Origin of the sequence: Halosimplex rubrum, from assembly GCF_013415885.1 — an archaeon.
In the GTDB taxonomy this organism is placed as follows: Archaea; Halobacteriota; Halobacteria; order Halobacteriales; family Haloarculaceae; genus Halosimplex; species Halosimplex rubrum.
The window spans coordinates 2718838-2734715 of the sequence record NZ_CP058910.1 but is presented as its reverse complement, the minus strand read 5'-3'; the positions used below and the strand labels follow the sequence as shown (position 1 = coordinate 2734715).

Genomic DNA, 15878 nt, shown 5'->3' with positions numbered 1-15878 from the left:
TCAGGTTTTTCGAGCGCCGGCGATGGGTGCCGGCGCAGCTGGAGCGAGCGAGCAATCACTCCCGGTGCGTCGGCGTTTCGAGGTGTTCGAGATGCACATGGTAATTTACGCTCTGGTAGAAGAATCGACCCACGACGACGCACTGGCCACCGGAAATTCGGTGTTCGACCGCCTGGTCGGCGCGGACCCACACGCCAGCGCCGTCTTCGATTACTATGTGACCTTCGACGAGGAGGACACGTCCGTTGCGGGGAAGGCACGATGGGGGGAGTTGCCGACGGCAGCCCCCGTCGACTCCGATGACGGCCAGGACCTGCTCGAGCGTGGCTGGGAGGCGACGAAGGAGGAATTCGAGCGTAATCTCGACCGGGTGAAGGAGGCCATCGAGGAACTCTCCGACGAGGAGATCATGCGCGACGAGGACCTCGCCCGGCACGCCTTCCACCAGGTCGGTGCGTACGACGGCCCGACGATCTTCCTGTACACCGAACACGGAACCGGCATTCGTCACCGTGGACAGCTGGATCGACTCCTCGAGGAGAGTGAGGAGCTCTGGATCGTACCCGCTGACGTCCACTTCTGAATAATGCCCAGGATCACCAACTGGCGACGCGAGAGCCGCTCGCCGACGCTTGTGTATCGGAACACCGAGACCGGTGCGCGAGCCGTCCTGCATCGAGCCCCGGATTCCTACCGGTACAAGTGGCGCGGAGCAATCCTCGTCGACGGCTACCCGGTGTGGTCGCGGGGGTACGAGACGAAGGACGCGACGTCGTTCCGTGACGAACTCCGGGAGCGGCCGGCACCGGACCTCAGCTGCCCGGAGTGTCCGAACAACGACGTTCGCGTCGGCGAGAAGGCAGCAGACGGGGCGAAAATCCAGCGATGGTACGACTGCCCCGACTGTGGGTACGAAGCCCCCTCACGCATCGTCTACGGTGCCGAACGGTGAGTGAGTGAGCGGTGGGCGCTGTTTTTCGGCCGGGCACGAGGTGTTGGCCCGGTACGACCGGGTGAGTCAACCAATGAGTCTCGAAGTACTTGACCGACACAGCGAGGCACTGTTCGAGTTCCTCTGGTGTCCCGTCTGCGGGCAGGAGGTCTTCACTCACATCCCGTTCGAGGGCGTGTTCTGCAAGAACTGCAACACCCAGGTCGAACTCCAGGAATCCCGAGAGACGCGCGGCTACGAGGAGGCCGTGCTCGCCTGCTTCGATTCAACCACGACCTGGAACCTCCACGTCGACGAAAAACTGCGCCGCGACCTGCCTGATGGGTCGGCGCGCGTGAAGATCTTCGGCGCACCGGGCGCCTACGAGGTCGACTGGTGGAGTCCGGAGCCAGGTGAGGATTGGGAACCTGTCGAGCGCGGCGAATTCGACGACGTCGAGGAACCAAACGAGGTGGCGCATCTCGCATAGCGAAGTTCGAATATCGCCAACTCGTGATGTTGTTTCTGCGCCGGTGAGGGGTGCCGGCGAGCCAGTTCGGGTCCTGAATTTCATATACCAAGATGGGTGAACCCGTCCGCGATTGGCGACGCCGCCAGTGAGAACATGAGTCCGAGTCGTATTCCTGCTGAGAAACTCATTGAGGAACTACAATCCATAGCGGATCAACTCGGTCGGCCGCCCTCACTCCGTGAAATAGACGAATTGAGCTCCTATTCGAGATCAACATATCAAGACCGGTTCGGGAGCTGGAACGACGCAGTAGAGGAAGCAGGGCTGGAACCGAGGCACAGTAGCACAGCGAATATCGAAGACCGAGAGTTACTGGAGGAACTTGACCGACTAGCCGAAAACCTGGATCGGACACCGCGCCAGCGAGATATGGAACAGCACGGGAAGTACAGCGTAACGACGTATCAGAATCGATTCGGCAGCTGGAACGACGCTCTGCGGAAAGCGGATCATCAGCCTACAAAGCAGTGGAAAGTAGACCGTGACGACCTCCTTGCCGAGTTACGGCGTCTCGGAAGCCGACTTGGTTCGTCGCCGACCGCTGCCGAAATGGATGAGGAAGGGACGTTCAGTAGCTGGGTGTACCTATCGGAGTTCGGTAGCTGGAACGAGGCGCTGGAGGCCGCGGGATATGGCCCAAACCAGCCGGATGCGCTGTCCCGATCCGAACTTCAGACGGAACTCGAACGCCTGATTGATGAATTGGATCGAACCCCTCGCAAGCGGGATATGATCGAGCATGGGGAATACAGCCCCGAACCCTACAGGCGGAGATTTGGGTCGTGGAATGCTGCGCTTCAATCGGTTGGAGCCTCGCTAAACCAACCGAATCCCGTCACCGAGGAGGAAGCCTGTAAGGAGCTACGGACCCTCTACAAGCGATTGGGGCGCCCACCAACGACAACAGACGTTCGGAAACATGGGTCCTGTACGCCTGTTCCAATCCTTCGAATCTTCTCATCGTGGGAAGCAGCACTCCGAGCGACTGATCAACAAGTACTGGAGGAGTACCTCCTGCGAAAGACCCTCCGCCCCACGCAACGGTTCGGCGAGAATTGGCACAGCAAGCGCGAAGAGGTCATCCACCGGGACAATGAACAGTGCGTTTGGTGTGGGATGGCTCGCGAACGGCATCAGGACGAATACGGGATGGATCTCCACGTCCATCATCGAATCCCGCGGTCAGAGTTCGCCGAAGCTTCCGATCAAGAACTCGAAGACGCCGACGTACAGCAGAATTTACTGACGGTCTGCGCGGGTTGTCACAGACAACTCGAACAGCTCCCGATTCAACCACTTCCACCGCCCGAGTGAACGGAGCGAGTTGTTTTTGCGCCGGTGAGGGGTGCCGGCGCACACGTGCCGGCGATGATCGATGTCGACACGGAGTCAACTCAGATTCGTCGAACGAGTGGACCAGGACGGCAAACCAACCGATAACGACCGCGTCGCGCAAGTGTACCGACATTCGGACGGCTACCCGGAGAGTGTGCTTCGCGATCTTGCGCAGTTGAAGGAACTTCTCGACTCGACCCGCGCCGAGCGAGGACCGGGGTACACGGCAGCGTCGTTCATGTTCCTCGACAAGCTCTCGACAATCGACCTGTATCTGGATGGTGATCCAGAACGAACAATCGACGCAGCGCAGCCAGCGGATCTCCTCGAGCCGGACAATATGGAGCACCTCGACCAGCCGATGTTCCTGCTCGGACACGGTGTCGAGAATCCGGCCGACGGGATTCACGGCGACGAAGAGTACCTCTACGTCGTCGAACTTCCGACCCGAAACCCGTTCGACGACCCCTCCGAGTGGACCGTCAAGGTGAGCGGTCACTCCGCCTTCCCGCGCTGGGATGGTCCGACCGAGGAAGCCTTCGAGCGGGCCAGCTGGCAGTTCCACGGCCCGCTTGAGCACGCGCTCGAAGAGATCGTCGCCGAGCCGGCGTGAACGCTCAGCCCGCTCAGATGATGCCGCCGATGACGAGTAGTCCGACGACGACCAGCAGCGTCGCGACAACGCTTCCCCCGGCCAGCCACTTGTTCTCCATCGCCTTCTCGTGAAGCGGCATCGCGGCGTACTCCTCGCGGAACGCTTCGAGATTCTCCTCGTCGTAGAAGTACTTCGTCTTCAGCGCGAACCGTTCCGTCACCGCACACCCCGTACAGACCGGCTCGCCTTCCAGCCGCTCCGTTTTGATGTGGCTGGAGCAGGCGATTGCCCCGCAGTTCGAACAGTAGGTGTACGTCTCGTCGCCGCCGCTCGTGTCACAGTGGACGCAGCGGTGGATGCCGTCCTCGGCTGTTACTCGTGACGGGCCTGCCGCGTAGTACTCATAGAGGTAGGTGTACTCCTGGATGTCGGTGGTGTGCCGAGCTTCCGGGAGGTACACTGGTTCGATCGACTGGATGGAGATGTCCGAGCGGTTCGGCTCGCAGGTCTTGTTGTAGGTGACGTTGTTGTCGCCGGTGTAGGTGACCGTCGTCGTGTGATGCTGCTGGAGGCGCTCGACGGCCCATTCCTTGTACTCCGTTTGCGTCTGCCCGAACCGGCGCTCCTCGACGTCGTCGAACACCGCTCCGAACTGCTCGGTGTCGAGCTCGACCGTCGCGTGGAGGTTCTCGGTGACCAGCGTCGCGACGTCTTCGTCGACGACCTGCGGCTGCCCGCGTTCGGCGTGAGCAACGAATCGGGTCCGGTCGTTGATCCGGTGGACGACGCCAACCGACGTCTCGAAGACAGCGTTCGTGTCCGCGGTGACCGCGACCACCGGGCGGAACGTCACCGATGAGTGGGGTTCTGGGAGGTCGGCGGCCTCGATGTTCTCAATGTCGCGGAACGCCTCCGTGACTGGCGCGTCGACGTCGACAGCCGGGTCGTACGGGCGCAGGGTCTCGTCGCAGAGAATCTCGATGCGACCGTTGTAGAGGTCGAGGCCGATCTCGTCGGCGATCTCCCGGAGGTCCTCGCCGTCGAGCAGCTCGATTGGATGTGGGTCGTCGTTCTGCTGGAGGCGGGCGGCGTACTCCTGAGCAGGGTTCGTAAACCGGCCGGTCGTGACGACCATTCCGCGTTTCGGGCCGTCGAAGTCGAACGTCGCGATCGCCGAGTGAAGCTTCTGGACGACCGGCCGCCCGACTGTCCCCGTGTGCTTGCACTCGACGATGATCGCACGCCGCGTGCCGTCGACGACCTCCTCCATGATGACGTCGCGTCCCTCGTCAGCCGTGCGGTCGGCCTGGCGGACGTTCTCGTAGCCGAGGTTGCGGAACACGTCCTCCATCACGTCCTCGAACTCGAACCCCGAGAGATCGTCCAGTACAGCCATCCTCAATTATGTGGACAGTACGTTGCAACTGCCAAATACGTTGCCGAACGCTACGCCGTCCTGTTTGGTGAATCCCTGAGAGGGTGCGGCCGCAACACTGGCAAGACTGAGCTTACATCTGAATTCTCTGCAACCAGTCAGTCACTTCGGCCCTGACCTCCGCTCTCCGATCATCCTTGATCGCCAGGTAGACACCATCTCTCTCCAACCCACCCCTCGTGGAGAAGCCCTCCCGTACGTCGGCATCTGGACAGCGGTCTTCTATCGTTTGAAAGCTACTCCCGACGCCATACCCACCATTCGTATTGAACGGGACCACAGTCTTCCCGCCCAAATCGTGTTCACTCAGAAAGGTCTTCATCGGCGGTGGCAACTGCATATCCCACGTCGGGGCACCGAAAAATACGGTGTCATACGCCTCGATATTCTCCACGTTACATTGGAGAGGCGGGGTGTAGCCCTCTTCGTTTTCTTGGTCTACCTGTGAGACGAGCGTGTCGTAATCGACGGGGTACGGGTCTGCCGGCAACACTTTGAACAGCTCTCCACCCACTTCTTGCTGAATGATTTCAGCGACAGCTTGGGTGTTTTCCGTACGAGAGAAAAACACGATCAGTACGCTGTCCTCATCCGCAGTTTGGGAGGGGGTATTCTGCTCTTCCGTCTCGGACCCGCTCTGGTGTATACATCCCGCAAGGAAGCCCCCTCCTGCCACTGCAGCTGCCCCTAGCAGTTTACGCCGACTCGTTCTATCGATCTCTGAATCGTTCGAAGTGCTTAGGGTATTCTCTCTCATTGTGGAGTGACTGAGTCCTCAGATTACTGAGGCGCTAGTTGGCTTCCGACCCAGGGACAGGAGCGCCAGCAATCGGCAGGGGCTCGTACGGTTCTTCCAAGTACTCTAGCTCTGAATCCGTCAGGTCGATATCGAGTGCTTCGACGGCTTGTTCGAGATGTTCGACGCTCGTGGTGCCGACGATCGGCGCATCAACGACGTCCTGGTGGAGTAACCACGCCAGCGAGAGCTGTGCCATCGTCACCCCCTTCTCCGCAGCGAGTTCCTCAACTCGCTCGTTGACGGCCGGTCCGCCGCCCATCCGGTATTCCTCGTGCGTCTCGGTGAGTTCTTCGCCGCGGGTCGTTGCCGTCATCTCTTCGTGGGGGCGGGTGAGGTATCCTTGTGCGAGCGGACTCCACGGGATGACGCCGATGTCTTCTTTCTCGCAGAAGGGGAACATCTCCCGCTCGCCTTCGCGGTAGACGAGGTTGTAGTGGTCCTGCATCGTCACGAACTGTTCAATATCTAGGTGCTCGCTGGTGTACAGTGCCTCGGCGAACTGGTGAGTCCACATCGACGACGCGCCGATGTATCGAACCTTCCCGCGTCGTACTGCGTCATCAAGGGCACGCAGCGTTTGCTCGATGGGTGTCTCGTAGTCCCACCGGTGGATCTGGTAGAGGTCAACGGTATCCATCCCCAGTCGGTCTAGCGAATTCTCCAGTTCCTGTTCGATAGTCTTCCGGGAGAGTCCCGACGCGTTCGGGTGTGGTTCGTCCGCATCGGAGAAGAGGTTCGTGGGGAAATAGCATTTCGTGGCGACGACGTGTTCGTCGCGGTCGTACTCTCCGAGAACGTCCCCGATGATCTCCTCGGACTCCCCGTTCGAGTACGCGTTCGCCGTGTCGAAGAAGTTGATACCGAGATCAATCGCGCGTTCGATGATCTCGCGCGAGCCCTCCTCGTCGAGCGTCCAGTCGTGCAAGTCGCTCACGCCAAAACTCATCCCGCCGAGACAGATGCGGCTGACCTCCATTCCGGTCGAACCAAGAGTCGTGTATTCCATCGTCGTACTCGGTTTGAACAAAGGACGTGAATCGCTTGGGTGTGATGCTAACGAAATACCGCGTTTAAGTAACTGTGACCGACGCGTACCGCAGTCATGTTTAGTTCTGGCCGAAGGGAATCGCTCTGTAATCGAGACTTAGGTCTCGCGCTCAGCTTCCCCCAGCCACTTCACCATCTCCGGATCTCGGTGGTCGAAGAACTGGCTTTCGCCCTCGTTTAGTTCGGCGATCGTCTCCATTTCATCGTCGGTGAGTTCGAAGTCGAAGACCTCGAAGTTCTCGGCGATCCGGTCGGCGTGGACCGACTTCGGAATAGCGACGATGTCGCGCTGAATGAGCCATCGCAGTGTCACCTGTGCAGCGGATTTACCGTGGCGGTCCCCAATCGTGGTCAGCACGTCGTGCTCGAAGATGTTGTTCTGGCCTTCGGCGAACGGCCCCCACGACTCGTGTTGGATGCCGTGTTCCTCGAGGAATGCTGCATCCTCGGTTCGCTGGTAGAAGGGATGCGTCTCGATCTGATTCACTGCCGGGACGACGTCGTTGTGGACCATGAGGTCCATCACCCGGTTGGGGTGGAAGTTGCTGACCCCAATGGCCCTGATTTTGCCGTCCTCGTAGAGGTCTTCCATAGCCTGCCACGAACAGTGGACGTCGCCGTAGGGCTGATGAATCAGAAACAGGTCGAGGTAGTCGAGGCCCAGTCGGTCCAACGACCGCTCGAACGCGTCCAACGTAGCCTCGTAGCCGGTGTCCTGTACCCAGAGTTTTGACGTCACGAACACCTCGTCTCGCGGCACGTCGCTCTTTTCGATTGCCCGCCCGACCGCCTCCTCGTTCTCATACGACGCCGCAGTATCGATGAGTCGATACCCTGTTTCGAGGGCTTCCGAGACACTTCGTTCGCACTCGTCGAGGTCCTCGATTTGATACGTGCCGAATCCGAGAATCGGCATCTCCACACCGTTGTTGAGTTCAACTGTCTTCATCGTAGGTCTCTGTCTACCAAATCCGAGGGCCTACGGTCAGATAGTGACGGTGCTAATTGGAAACTGTGTTTAAGTGCTCCTGTGTTTGGAGTGCCGAAGAGAGTAGCTGACGCTCACCCCGCCTGAGGAGTCTCGAGAGCGAGGGTTGTGAGATGCCGAGTTCCGTAGCGAGCTCCTCAGTCGAGGTCTGGCGTGGGCTCTCGTAGTAGCCACGAGAGAGCGCGAGTGTCAGCGCCTCGTATTGCCGTTCAGTCAACCCAAACGGGATAGAATCGTCCGATGCAGCGGAAGTGGAGGTCATCGAGATAAGGTCGAGCGAGATCCCGTGGTTCTCACAGCGAGTCCGGGACTCCATGAACGCATCACGATCCTTGTACACTTTCCTCTCGTACCATCCGTCCGGTGTGACGACGGTCGGTTCGAGCTTTGCGGCTACGGAACTGCCCCCACTGAATACGTCCGAGATCGCGTCGTCGAGGTCTATCGTAAGGTTGTGGACGGTTTGCTCGCCCGCGTAGCCGATCGTTGTCGCCTCTTGGACTTCGTCCAGCGATTCCAAGTCGGCTTCTGAAACGTTGACTTCGGAATCGATTTTGACGATGAACATCCGGGCGTCCTGTTCGAAACAGAGCCCATGGACGCACTCAATTTGGTCCGGTGGGAGTCTCTCAGTAATACTGACCAGCGGGAGAGACGGTGAACTGAGGGAAAACTCAGTCGTAATTGTCATACATAGACGTATGCTTCCCCGGTAGTTAACGTTCGGGACTCCCGTGTTTACAGGGATTACTCCAACAGGAGATGGTCTGAGCAGCTCCACCCTCGTAGAGCAAATCAGCGGATCCGTTGTAACTCAAGGACAATTCTGGGCTGGTGGTGTTTATTACCCCCGAGAGGGGGTGCGGGGGTCACCGAACCACCCGCGAGCAACGATGAACGGGAATGTACCTATGGCCAGTTCGGAATCCGTTTCAGTCGCATCGCCAGGTCAGGCTCACCGAGACGCAGTCGAATACGTCGGCTTCCGCGTCGACGGCCAAGCCGTCGTGCTGAACCTCTCGGAGCATCGGCGACTCTCCCTCGAGCGCAGTCTCGACCTCGTTAACCACAGTCCAAGCGGATTCGAGTGGGGGTACAGTGGTAGCGGGCCCGCCCAGCTCGCGTGCGCGCTCCTCCTCGACTACTACGACGATGAGCAGTTCGCCCGTGAGCACTACATCGCGTTCCGGAATCAGGTGGTTTCGCAGCTGGAGTGCGACGGTGCCGCGGCGTGCTGGCACCTCCCCGGCGAGGAGATCGACGCCGCGATGGCGACCCTTACCGACGACGTCGTCGCCCTCGCCGACGGTGGACGGCCGTCACCGACGCTCCCCGAGAACTGGCGAGCCGTCTCTCGCCCGGACCGGCGGGTCTTCCAGCGCGCTGATCGCGACCACTACATCGTACTCGGGGATGGGAGCGACGAGTGGCTGGTCGTACTCTGCAGCCAAGGCGACCGGGCATATCATGCCCCGCTCGCACATCGGACGGTTGCCGAAGAGGCTGACGTGGAACGGGTAATCCGGGAACTCGCCGAAGAAAGCAACGGCCTCATCGAGCCCCGGGAGGGGGAGCACTGATGGAGACACTTCGGCTGGCGCGAGCCACCCACCAGCTCCTCGAACGAGGTGTCGAGGCGCTCGAGAAAATCGGGCGTGAACTGGAGCGATACAACGACCGACAGGAGCGCACCGACGACACCGACTCGTGACCCCAACACAGTAACCGTCAGAATTACCAGACTGTTCTGGTAATCAAATAGCAATCTAATATGGAGATCCCCACGGACCGTTCCGAATACCTACCCGATTTTCCTTTCAAAGCGACACGGGCCATCCTCGTCATCCTCGGAGTATGTCTACTTGTCTATTCAGTTCCTGTCACAGGAGCGTTCGACCAAGTCGATCCTGTAACGCGTTCAACGACAGTGCCGCTAGAGTATACGACTACAGGTGGTGAAACGGAGTACGGCGCTTTCGATATCCAAATCACGACTCCAACAACTGGCATTGCCACAAACGGAAGCGTCCGGATACGGATGCAGACCGGTTGGGGGAATCCATATGCCAACACAGAGAGCCCACCAAGGGCGCCACTTGAGGTCGCCGTTGTCGCCGCACCTACATCTTGGCGGCCCGAACGGGCGGCTAGAGAGGGGACAGTCCTCTTTGCGAACAGTTCCACATACGACCAAGGAGAATATGCGACGTTCGAACGAGTTCTAGACTTGCCAGCGTCAATCGCACCGAACGGGATTGGACCTACGGAGGCGACGTTATACTATTACGCGGCGTCAAATGCCGGAACCACTCGTTTTGAAACACTTCGGACCTACACCGTCTATCGACCATTCTGGGAACGGCCACGGGCATGGGGATTGTTCGCCGCAATAGTTCTCTTAGGTACAACACTACCGACGTTCAGCCAGCCGGTTCGTAATCGTCTCGCTGAACCGGTGAAAAGCTACGCTGATCGACAATGGCGCCAAGATCTCTGTTCAAGAGCACAGACGCTCGACAACGAGTTCGACATAGATGCTTCAGCCGAGGGAGAATCACCAGTTGTACAGTCTATTCAAACAGCCCAACGTGAGAATCTCCAGGATTGGAGCCAACGGCTTGAACAGTTCGCGGTATTGAACCAAACGCTCTCGAGATTATCCTTTGGGGAGTTACCGGTTACAAGAACAGAGGTTCAATCACTCGCAGCCCAGACGTGGACTGACAACGATACCGCAACCGCAAACGACCTAAATGACGTGCTTACGGGGATTGACAGCGGCTTTGATGTTAGAATTCGTGGCCAAAGCTATGATGGAGCCAAGCTGCTTGACAAACCCCTTGCTAACTTCCCATCCTCGAAAGACGACCAGCTTGAACAGGCTGCTACAGAGATTAATCGATTTGAGGAAGCACGAACCACCGTCGAACGATGGAGTCAGCCCAGTAGTAATCCGCCAGATTCGGGGAAAAGTAAGCTGGCTGTTCGTGTCGATAGCCAAGTGGTTGAGCCAACAGCGATCTGGGAACGTCTTGATACCATCTTGACTGTAGGAACTCTCAATCAATTCTGCGAGCAAGCAAAGGCGGTTGAAGATTTCGCAGCCCAGACCGAACCACTTCGAAGCAACAGTGGGTCGTCTCATCCCTTATCAGCTGGCCAAGCCCAGGCGACAACCATCGAGAACGCCCGTAATGCGGTTCAGGAAGCAGATATAGATGGCATCGAGAAGGCGATGGTGAAGGCCGAAGCGTGGGTCGCCGAGCAGGAATTAGCAGAGACGTTCACAACTACTGACCTGACGCACAGTTCTATCGATCCGACTGAGGTGCAGAATCGTCTCGACCAAGCCCGCGCCACTGACGACTACACTCACATCAAATCTATCAGAGATGAAGTAATGGCTCAACTTGATTCGACGTGGCAGCCATCGGATCTGCTTTCGTTAACGCCAACGCAGTTTGAAGAGGTTCTGGGGCAGCTCTATCAAAAGAAAGGATACGACGTCCAAGTTACACAGCAATCGGGAGATCGGGGAATTGACGCTATTGCACGTAAGGGCCAGCGAACAATCGCTATTCAGGCCAAACGCTACGATCCTAATGGAGCTGGCAACGTGTCTGGTCCAGAAGTCCGAAACGCAATCGGCTCGACAGTACAAGAGGGCGCAGATGTCTGTGTTGTCGCAACATCGTCTGGATTTACGCAGGACGCGAGGCGAGCTGCTATGGAAACAGAGGGTGTAGAGGTACAGCTACTATCCGGACGTGATGTAATACAAAAACTCTCAGAGAGTCAAATTCCAAATCCGACGTAATTTCTCTCTTTTTGGGAAGAGGAGAGTATCTGTTCGAGCCTATTGTTCCAAATACTATAGTAACAGCTGGAAGCTGACAGCGACGACGATTCACAAGGTTCGTTAGGCGGCGAGCGAGCGCTGGCAAGTATTGAGCGTGTCAGCGACGAGCTGCGGGAGAAAGTCGAGCGGGTCGAAGAGCGAGAGGGTACACTCCGAGATCGGTTCCCAGACGCGATGGCTTGACGCCGCGTCGGCGACGTAGTCATCTGTTCTGTCTTTCTCGCCCTCGACGGGTGGAGGGCTATAGAGATGGAACAATCCACGATCAGCGACGGGAGTGACGACGAATTCCCACCCGAAATGCGTCTCGAAGCATCGAATTACCGACTGGTCGAGGCCGGTATCGTGACGATTCCCGATATGGAGACTCTTCAGGAGTGTGTCGCCTACGAGAACACCCACCAGAACCGAACGCAGATTCTGCGCCGGCTCAAGTGGAAGGCTGAAGAGCTGCGTGAGAACGAAGAGTAAGCCCCATTCTTAACCAACAGGTTCCGCGTGAGTTTCCCTAATGTTGGTTAATCTCCCTGTGCCTCGGTTTTTCGGATCCCTGAACGGGTGCGGGGCAGCCAGCATCGATAGGATGACGCATCGCAGACCTTAGAACGGACATTCAAATACCGAACCGGGACCAAACTGAGTGACTCAACTACTCAGAAATCATGGGAAAGAAGCTGTACTCAAATGATGAACTCCTCAACCGGCTCCGGAAGTTCGCTGAGAAACTCGGTCGTCCCCCGTCGCAGAGTGAGATGGACGATTCAGGACCTCACGCTTCGAAGACGTACGGAAATCGGTTCGGGTCGTGGAATAATGCACTCCAGGCTGCCGGACTTCAAACCGGTACGAACGATCCAAATGGACGACCAGTGACGCCTGAAGAGGACCTTCTTACTGATCTCAAATCAGTTGCCGACATCGTGGGAGGAACCCCATCAGAGCGTGAATACAGTACTCACGGAGAGTATTCGGTAAAGACATACTGCAAGCGATTTGGAGGGTGGAATTCAGCACTACGGGCGGCCGGTTTTGAACCGAACGTCGAGATGAACCTCTCCCAGGGGAAACTCCTTACTGCCTTACAGGGGTTCGCTGAGAAACTGGGTCGACCGCCCACAACAGATGAAATGGACCGGAGTGGCCCCTACACCTCGAATTCGTACAAGCGAGCGTTTGGAACCTGGAATCGTGCGCTTCGACAGGCGGGGTTGGAAGTCCACTCCGTATGGGATGTGAGCGAGGAGGATCTGATATCCGAACTCAACAGTCTCGCCGAAGAGCTAGGCCATGTCCCTCGGAAGGATGAGATGCGGAACCAAGGGAAATGGAGTGCAGCAGTCTATCAGGAGCGATTCGGTTCGTGGAATGAAGCTCTCCGAGCTGCCGGCTTCGAGCCGAATCAGCGGTGGCGAATCCCACGGGAGGAGTTATTAGCCGAACTGCGGGCTGTCGCGGATGATCTGGGCCACCCACCGACAACAACGGAAATAAACGAACACGGGAAGTTTACCATCGATCCGTATCAGCGTGAATTCGGAACGTGGCGAACGGCCCTTCAAGCGGCCGACCCGGACTATCTAGAAAACTACCGTCAGTCAGATACTGAGACAGTTCCGTTTGGCTCGAACTGGCCACAGATTCGTGAGGTGATCATCACCCGTGACAACGAGTCCTGCCTGCGCTGCGGTATGGACCGCGAAGGTCACCGCGAGAAATTCGGACGTGATCTCCCGGTTCACCACCGGATTCCTCGACGCCGGTTCTACGACGACCCAGACCAGTCGGTCGACGATGCAGATGTACCGAGTAACCTGCTGACTCTCTGTATCCCGTGCCATCGCCGACTCGAACGGCTGCCAGTCCAACCAGTAGTTGACTAACAAGCGAAGTCCCACGTTCAGCACAAAGGTATCTGCCGGCGAGCAGAGCGTCTACCTCCCGCCGGCGTGACTTCGCGACCTGTTTTTCGTGCCCCCAGAGAGGGCGAGGGCTCCTTCGAAAGCTCTCAGAGGTGACTTCCAGTGAGTCAACAACAGAGTCCCGTCAACGTCTCGATCGACGAGATCCCGGTCGATATCGACAACACGCAATCAGCGGAGGTCGATCCCGCCGACGTCCCCGACGAAATCGAATCCATCACCCGTGGGCTCGCCGGTGAGCAGCCGCCGACGAATCCCATAGTGGTTCTCAAGGCGGCCCGGTGGTGGTACATTCACGGCAAGGGCGGCACGGATCCCGCCTTCCAGTGGGCCATCGAGTGGGCACGTCACCTTGCGACCGACACGCCCAGTGACGTCGAGCGGTTCGACGAGTTCCTCGAGTACCTCGTCACGGTCGGCTTCGCGGACGAACGCCACGAGCTCCGCTGACCGACAGAGCGGTTTTTGAACGCCCCGGAGGGGTGCGGCGCGATCTGAACAGACGCAGTCGCCGTGAACTCGATTCGGTGAACACGATGTCTACGACCAGAGACTCGTCGGTCTCCTTCGAGGAGACCGACACGCGATCAGACGAGATGAACAGTACCATCGAACAGTGGATCGACGAGCTCGTCGCCGGCGTCGACGACGCGCAAGCCAGCGCGGAGTTCCAGGAGTGGCTGGACGTCCAGAGTCGTTTCCACGACTACTCCTACCGGAACACGCTCCTCATCAAGCGGCAGTGTCCCGAGGCGAGCCGGGTGGCGGGCTACCGGACGTGGCAGGAGGAGTTCGACCGCCATGTCAAGGAGGGCGAGTCGGCCATCTGGATCTGGGCACCAATCATCACCATGCAGTGCCCGGAGTGCGAGAACTCGCCGAGCTACCATGAGGACAGCGACTGTGAGTACGACGAGACGCCGCCCGAGGAGTGGTCCGAGGGCCTTGTCGGGTTCAAGCCCGCGCCGGTGTTCGACGTCGCCCAGACCGAGGGCGAGCCGCTTCCCGACCTGGACACAGAAGCAACCGGGGACGCCGGCGACCTCGTCGAGCGGTTGACTGCCGCCGCTGACGACCTCGGCGTGACGGTGCGGATCGTTCCAGCCGAGGCGTGGACCCACGGCGAGGCGAAAGGCATCTGCGAGCAGCTGAGCCTCGTCGACGTCCAGCCGCTCGTCGAGGTGCGTGATCGGGAGAACGAGGCCGACCTCGCGCGGACGCTAATTCACGAGTATGCCCACGCTCTGCTCCACTTCGACGTCGACGACGACACCGAGCGGGCGAAACGCGAAGTTGAGGCCGAAGCCGTCGCGTACGTCGTCGGGCGGTACTGCGGGATCGACACTAGTGGGTCGGCGTTCTACCTCGCTACGTGGGAGTCGGACGATCCCGAGGTCGTTCGCGACCGACTCGGCCGGATCAGTTCCACAGCAGAAGAGCTCATCGACGTGCTCGAGGAATAATTCTCTCGCCCATTCGATTAACCAACAGAGGGATGCGTAGTTTTGTATTGTTGGTTAATCCGAATGTGATGTCGCCACTCTTTCAGTCAATTCTACGTCCTAATCAGGAGGTCAAATTCGGGGTGTGATTCCTATTATTGTTCAATGAGCTGTTTTTGCTCTTCGAGCGTTTCCTCGTGGTCTTCAACAGCATCTTCTCGAGCCTCAGCATCATCACTGAGCCGGTCTGACAATTCTTTGAGACGGTCTTGTTTCCCATAGAGGACGAGCGTGTCGTCCGGTTTCGTCTCCGTATCTGGTTGTGGCGCACCAATATATGAATCACCACGACAGATGCCGAGTATCAACACCCCTTCGCGTGGTAAATCCAGCTCCGAAATCGACTCCCCTGCCAACCAATCACCCGCGCTGATTTCCACCTCCGCCACACGATATTCGCGTTGCAGACCGAGTAACTGGGCGTAATCCGAGATCTCCAGCTCTGTCGTCTCACTCAGCGCCCACTCAATAAGCGGCGTCACGAGGCGGTTGAACCACCGACTTCGTGCGAACAGAATGATCACACCGGCGCCCCCGAGAATATACAGCAAGTTCAATAGGTCGTCGCCACCAGTTCGCGTGAACGAAAGGATAAGTGACGAAATCGCACCGAGCAGTCCAATACTGCCGAGCCGAATGAGCGCCTTCACGGTTTTTCGGCGGCCGACGGTGGTGATAGCCTGTTCTGCCTCTTCGGTCGTATATCCGGCTCCAGAGAACGCAGACGTGGCTTGGAAGGAGGCCACATCTGGTGAAAGGCCCGTCATCTCCAGCGCAATCGAGCCGGTACGAACAATCAACAACGACAGCGCGAAGATGATCAGTAGTGACAGTATTGAGTACGTGGCAACCATACCTAGTGTAGCGTCCCCATATCTGTAAATAGCACCGCCGACGCGAACGCTACATCCTTCGTGTCAATCACCGGTCTCCAGT

General features: G+C 58.3%; 18 protein-coding genes. 12 read left to right on the top strand and 6 right to left on the bottom strand.

The genetic code is table 11. The features are described from left to right. Positions 1-91 precede the first annotated feature (91 nt). From HZS55_RS13640 to HZS55_RS13620, 5 genes are all read left to right on the top strand, one after another. Complete coding sequence (locus HZS55_RS13640) at positions 92-583, top strand: hypothetical protein (protein ID WP_179911874.1); 492 nt, start codon at positions 92-94, stop codon at positions 581-583. 3 nt (positions 584-586) lie between these two features. Next, positions 587-952, top strand: coding sequence for a DUF7568 family protein (locus HZS55_RS13635; protein ID WP_179908205.1), 366 nt, complete (start codon positions 587-589; stop codon positions 950-952). Between the two features lie 73 nt (positions 953-1025). Continuing rightward, positions 1026-1421 (top strand): DUF7567 family protein, encoded by a 396-nt coding sequence (locus HZS55_RS13630; RefSeq protein WP_179908204.1) that lies wholly within the window; start codon positions 1026-1028, stop codon positions 1419-1421. Positions 1422-1556: 135 nt separating this feature from the next. After that, a complete protein-coding gene (locus HZS55_RS13625; RefSeq protein ID WP_179908203.1) occupies positions 1557-2777 on the top strand; it encodes a homing endonuclease associated repeat-containing protein in 1221 nt (406 codons plus the stop codon). Between the two features lie 61 nt (positions 2778-2838). Then, positions 2839-3411: a hypothetical protein gene (locus HZS55_RS13620; protein WP_136361157.1), complete on the top strand. Its 573-nt coding sequence runs from the start codon at positions 2839-2841 to the stop codon at positions 3409-3411. Positions 3412-3424: 13 nt separating this feature from the next. Here the strand turns inward: HZS55_RS13620 and HZS55_RS13615 are convergent, their stop codons facing one another. From HZS55_RS13615 to HZS55_RS13595, 5 genes are all read right to left on the bottom strand, one after another. Further along, positions 3425-4789 carry a restriction endonuclease gene (locus HZS55_RS13615; protein ID WP_179908202.1) on the bottom strand — a complete coding sequence of 455 codons (1365 nt, stop codon included), beginning with the start codon at positions 4787-4789 and terminating at the stop codon, positions 3425-3427. 112 nt (positions 4790-4901) lie between these two features. Continuing rightward, positions 4902-5585 carry a flavodoxin gene (locus HZS55_RS13610; protein WP_246308258.1) on the bottom strand — a complete coding sequence of 228 codons (684 nt, stop codon included), beginning with the start codon at positions 5583-5585 and terminating at the stop codon, positions 4902-4904. Positions 5586-5619: 34 nt separating this feature from the next. Continuing rightward, entirely contained in the window at positions 5620-6633 is a 1014-nt protein-coding gene (locus tag HZS55_RS13605) for an aldo/keto reductase (RefSeq protein WP_179908201.1), read from the bottom strand. A 138-nt stretch (positions 6634-6771) separates the two neighbouring features. Then, on the bottom strand, positions 6772-7623 hold the full coding sequence (locus tag HZS55_RS13600; RefSeq protein WP_179908200.1) for an aldo/keto reductase: 852 nt from the start codon (positions 7621-7623) through the stop codon (positions 6772-6774). A gap of 52 nt (positions 7624-7675) precedes the next feature. Continuing rightward, on the bottom strand, positions 7676-8353 hold the full coding sequence (locus HZS55_RS13595) for a helix-turn-helix domain-containing protein (protein WP_179908199.1): 678 nt from the start codon (positions 8351-8353) through the stop codon (positions 7676-7678). Positions 8354-8573: 220 nt separating this feature from the next. Between HZS55_RS13595 and HZS55_RS13590 the strand changes: the two genes are divergently transcribed. The 7 genes from HZS55_RS13590 to HZS55_RS13565 all read left to right on the top strand — a co-directional run bounded on the left by HZS55_RS13590 (position 8574) and on the right by HZS55_RS13565 (position 14903). After that, positions 8574-9242: a DUF6166 domain-containing protein gene (locus tag HZS55_RS13590; protein WP_246308257.1), complete on the top strand. Its 669-nt coding sequence runs from the start codon at positions 8574-8576 to the stop codon at positions 9240-9242. Beyond that, positions 9242-9373 carry a hypothetical protein gene (locus tag HZS55_RS22820; RefSeq protein WP_008458061.1) on the top strand — a complete coding sequence of 44 codons (132 nt, stop codon included), beginning with the start codon at positions 9242-9244 and terminating at the stop codon, positions 9371-9373. Before HZS55_RS13590 ends, HZS55_RS22820 begins: the two co-directional genes overlap by 1 nt. A 60-nt stretch (positions 9374-9433) precedes the next feature. Then, complete coding sequence (locus HZS55_RS13585; RefSeq protein ID WP_179908197.1) at positions 9434-11479, top strand: restriction endonuclease; 2046 nt, start codon at positions 9434-9436, stop codon at positions 11477-11479. Positions 11480-11770: 291 nt separating this feature from the next. Next, positions 11771-11992, top strand: coding sequence for a hypothetical protein (locus HZS55_RS13580; RefSeq protein WP_179908196.1), 222 nt, complete (start codon positions 11771-11773; stop codon positions 11990-11992). 191 nt (positions 11993-12183) lie between these two features. Continuing rightward, entirely contained in the window at positions 12184-13401 is a 1218-nt protein-coding gene (locus HZS55_RS13575) for a homing endonuclease associated repeat-containing protein (protein WP_179908195.1), read from the top strand. Between the two features lie 141 nt (positions 13402-13542). Beyond that, positions 13543-13890 carry a hypothetical protein gene (locus HZS55_RS13570; RefSeq protein WP_179908194.1) on the top strand — a complete coding sequence of 116 codons (348 nt, stop codon included), beginning with the start codon at positions 13543-13545 and terminating at the stop codon, positions 13888-13890. A gap of 86 nt (positions 13891-13976) precedes the next feature. After that, positions 13977-14903: an ArdC-like ssDNA-binding domain-containing protein gene (locus tag HZS55_RS13565; protein ID WP_179908193.1), complete on the top strand. Its 927-nt coding sequence runs from the start codon at positions 13977-13979 to the stop codon at positions 14901-14903. A gap of 134 nt (positions 14904-15037) precedes the next feature. On the opposite strand, the gene HZS55_RS13560 is transcribed toward HZS55_RS13565, so the two are convergent. Beyond that, positions 15038-15796, bottom strand: coding sequence for a TrkA C-terminal domain-containing protein (locus HZS55_RS13560; protein WP_179908192.1), 759 nt, complete (start codon positions 15794-15796; stop codon positions 15038-15040). Positions 15797-15878 lie beyond the last annotated feature (82 nt).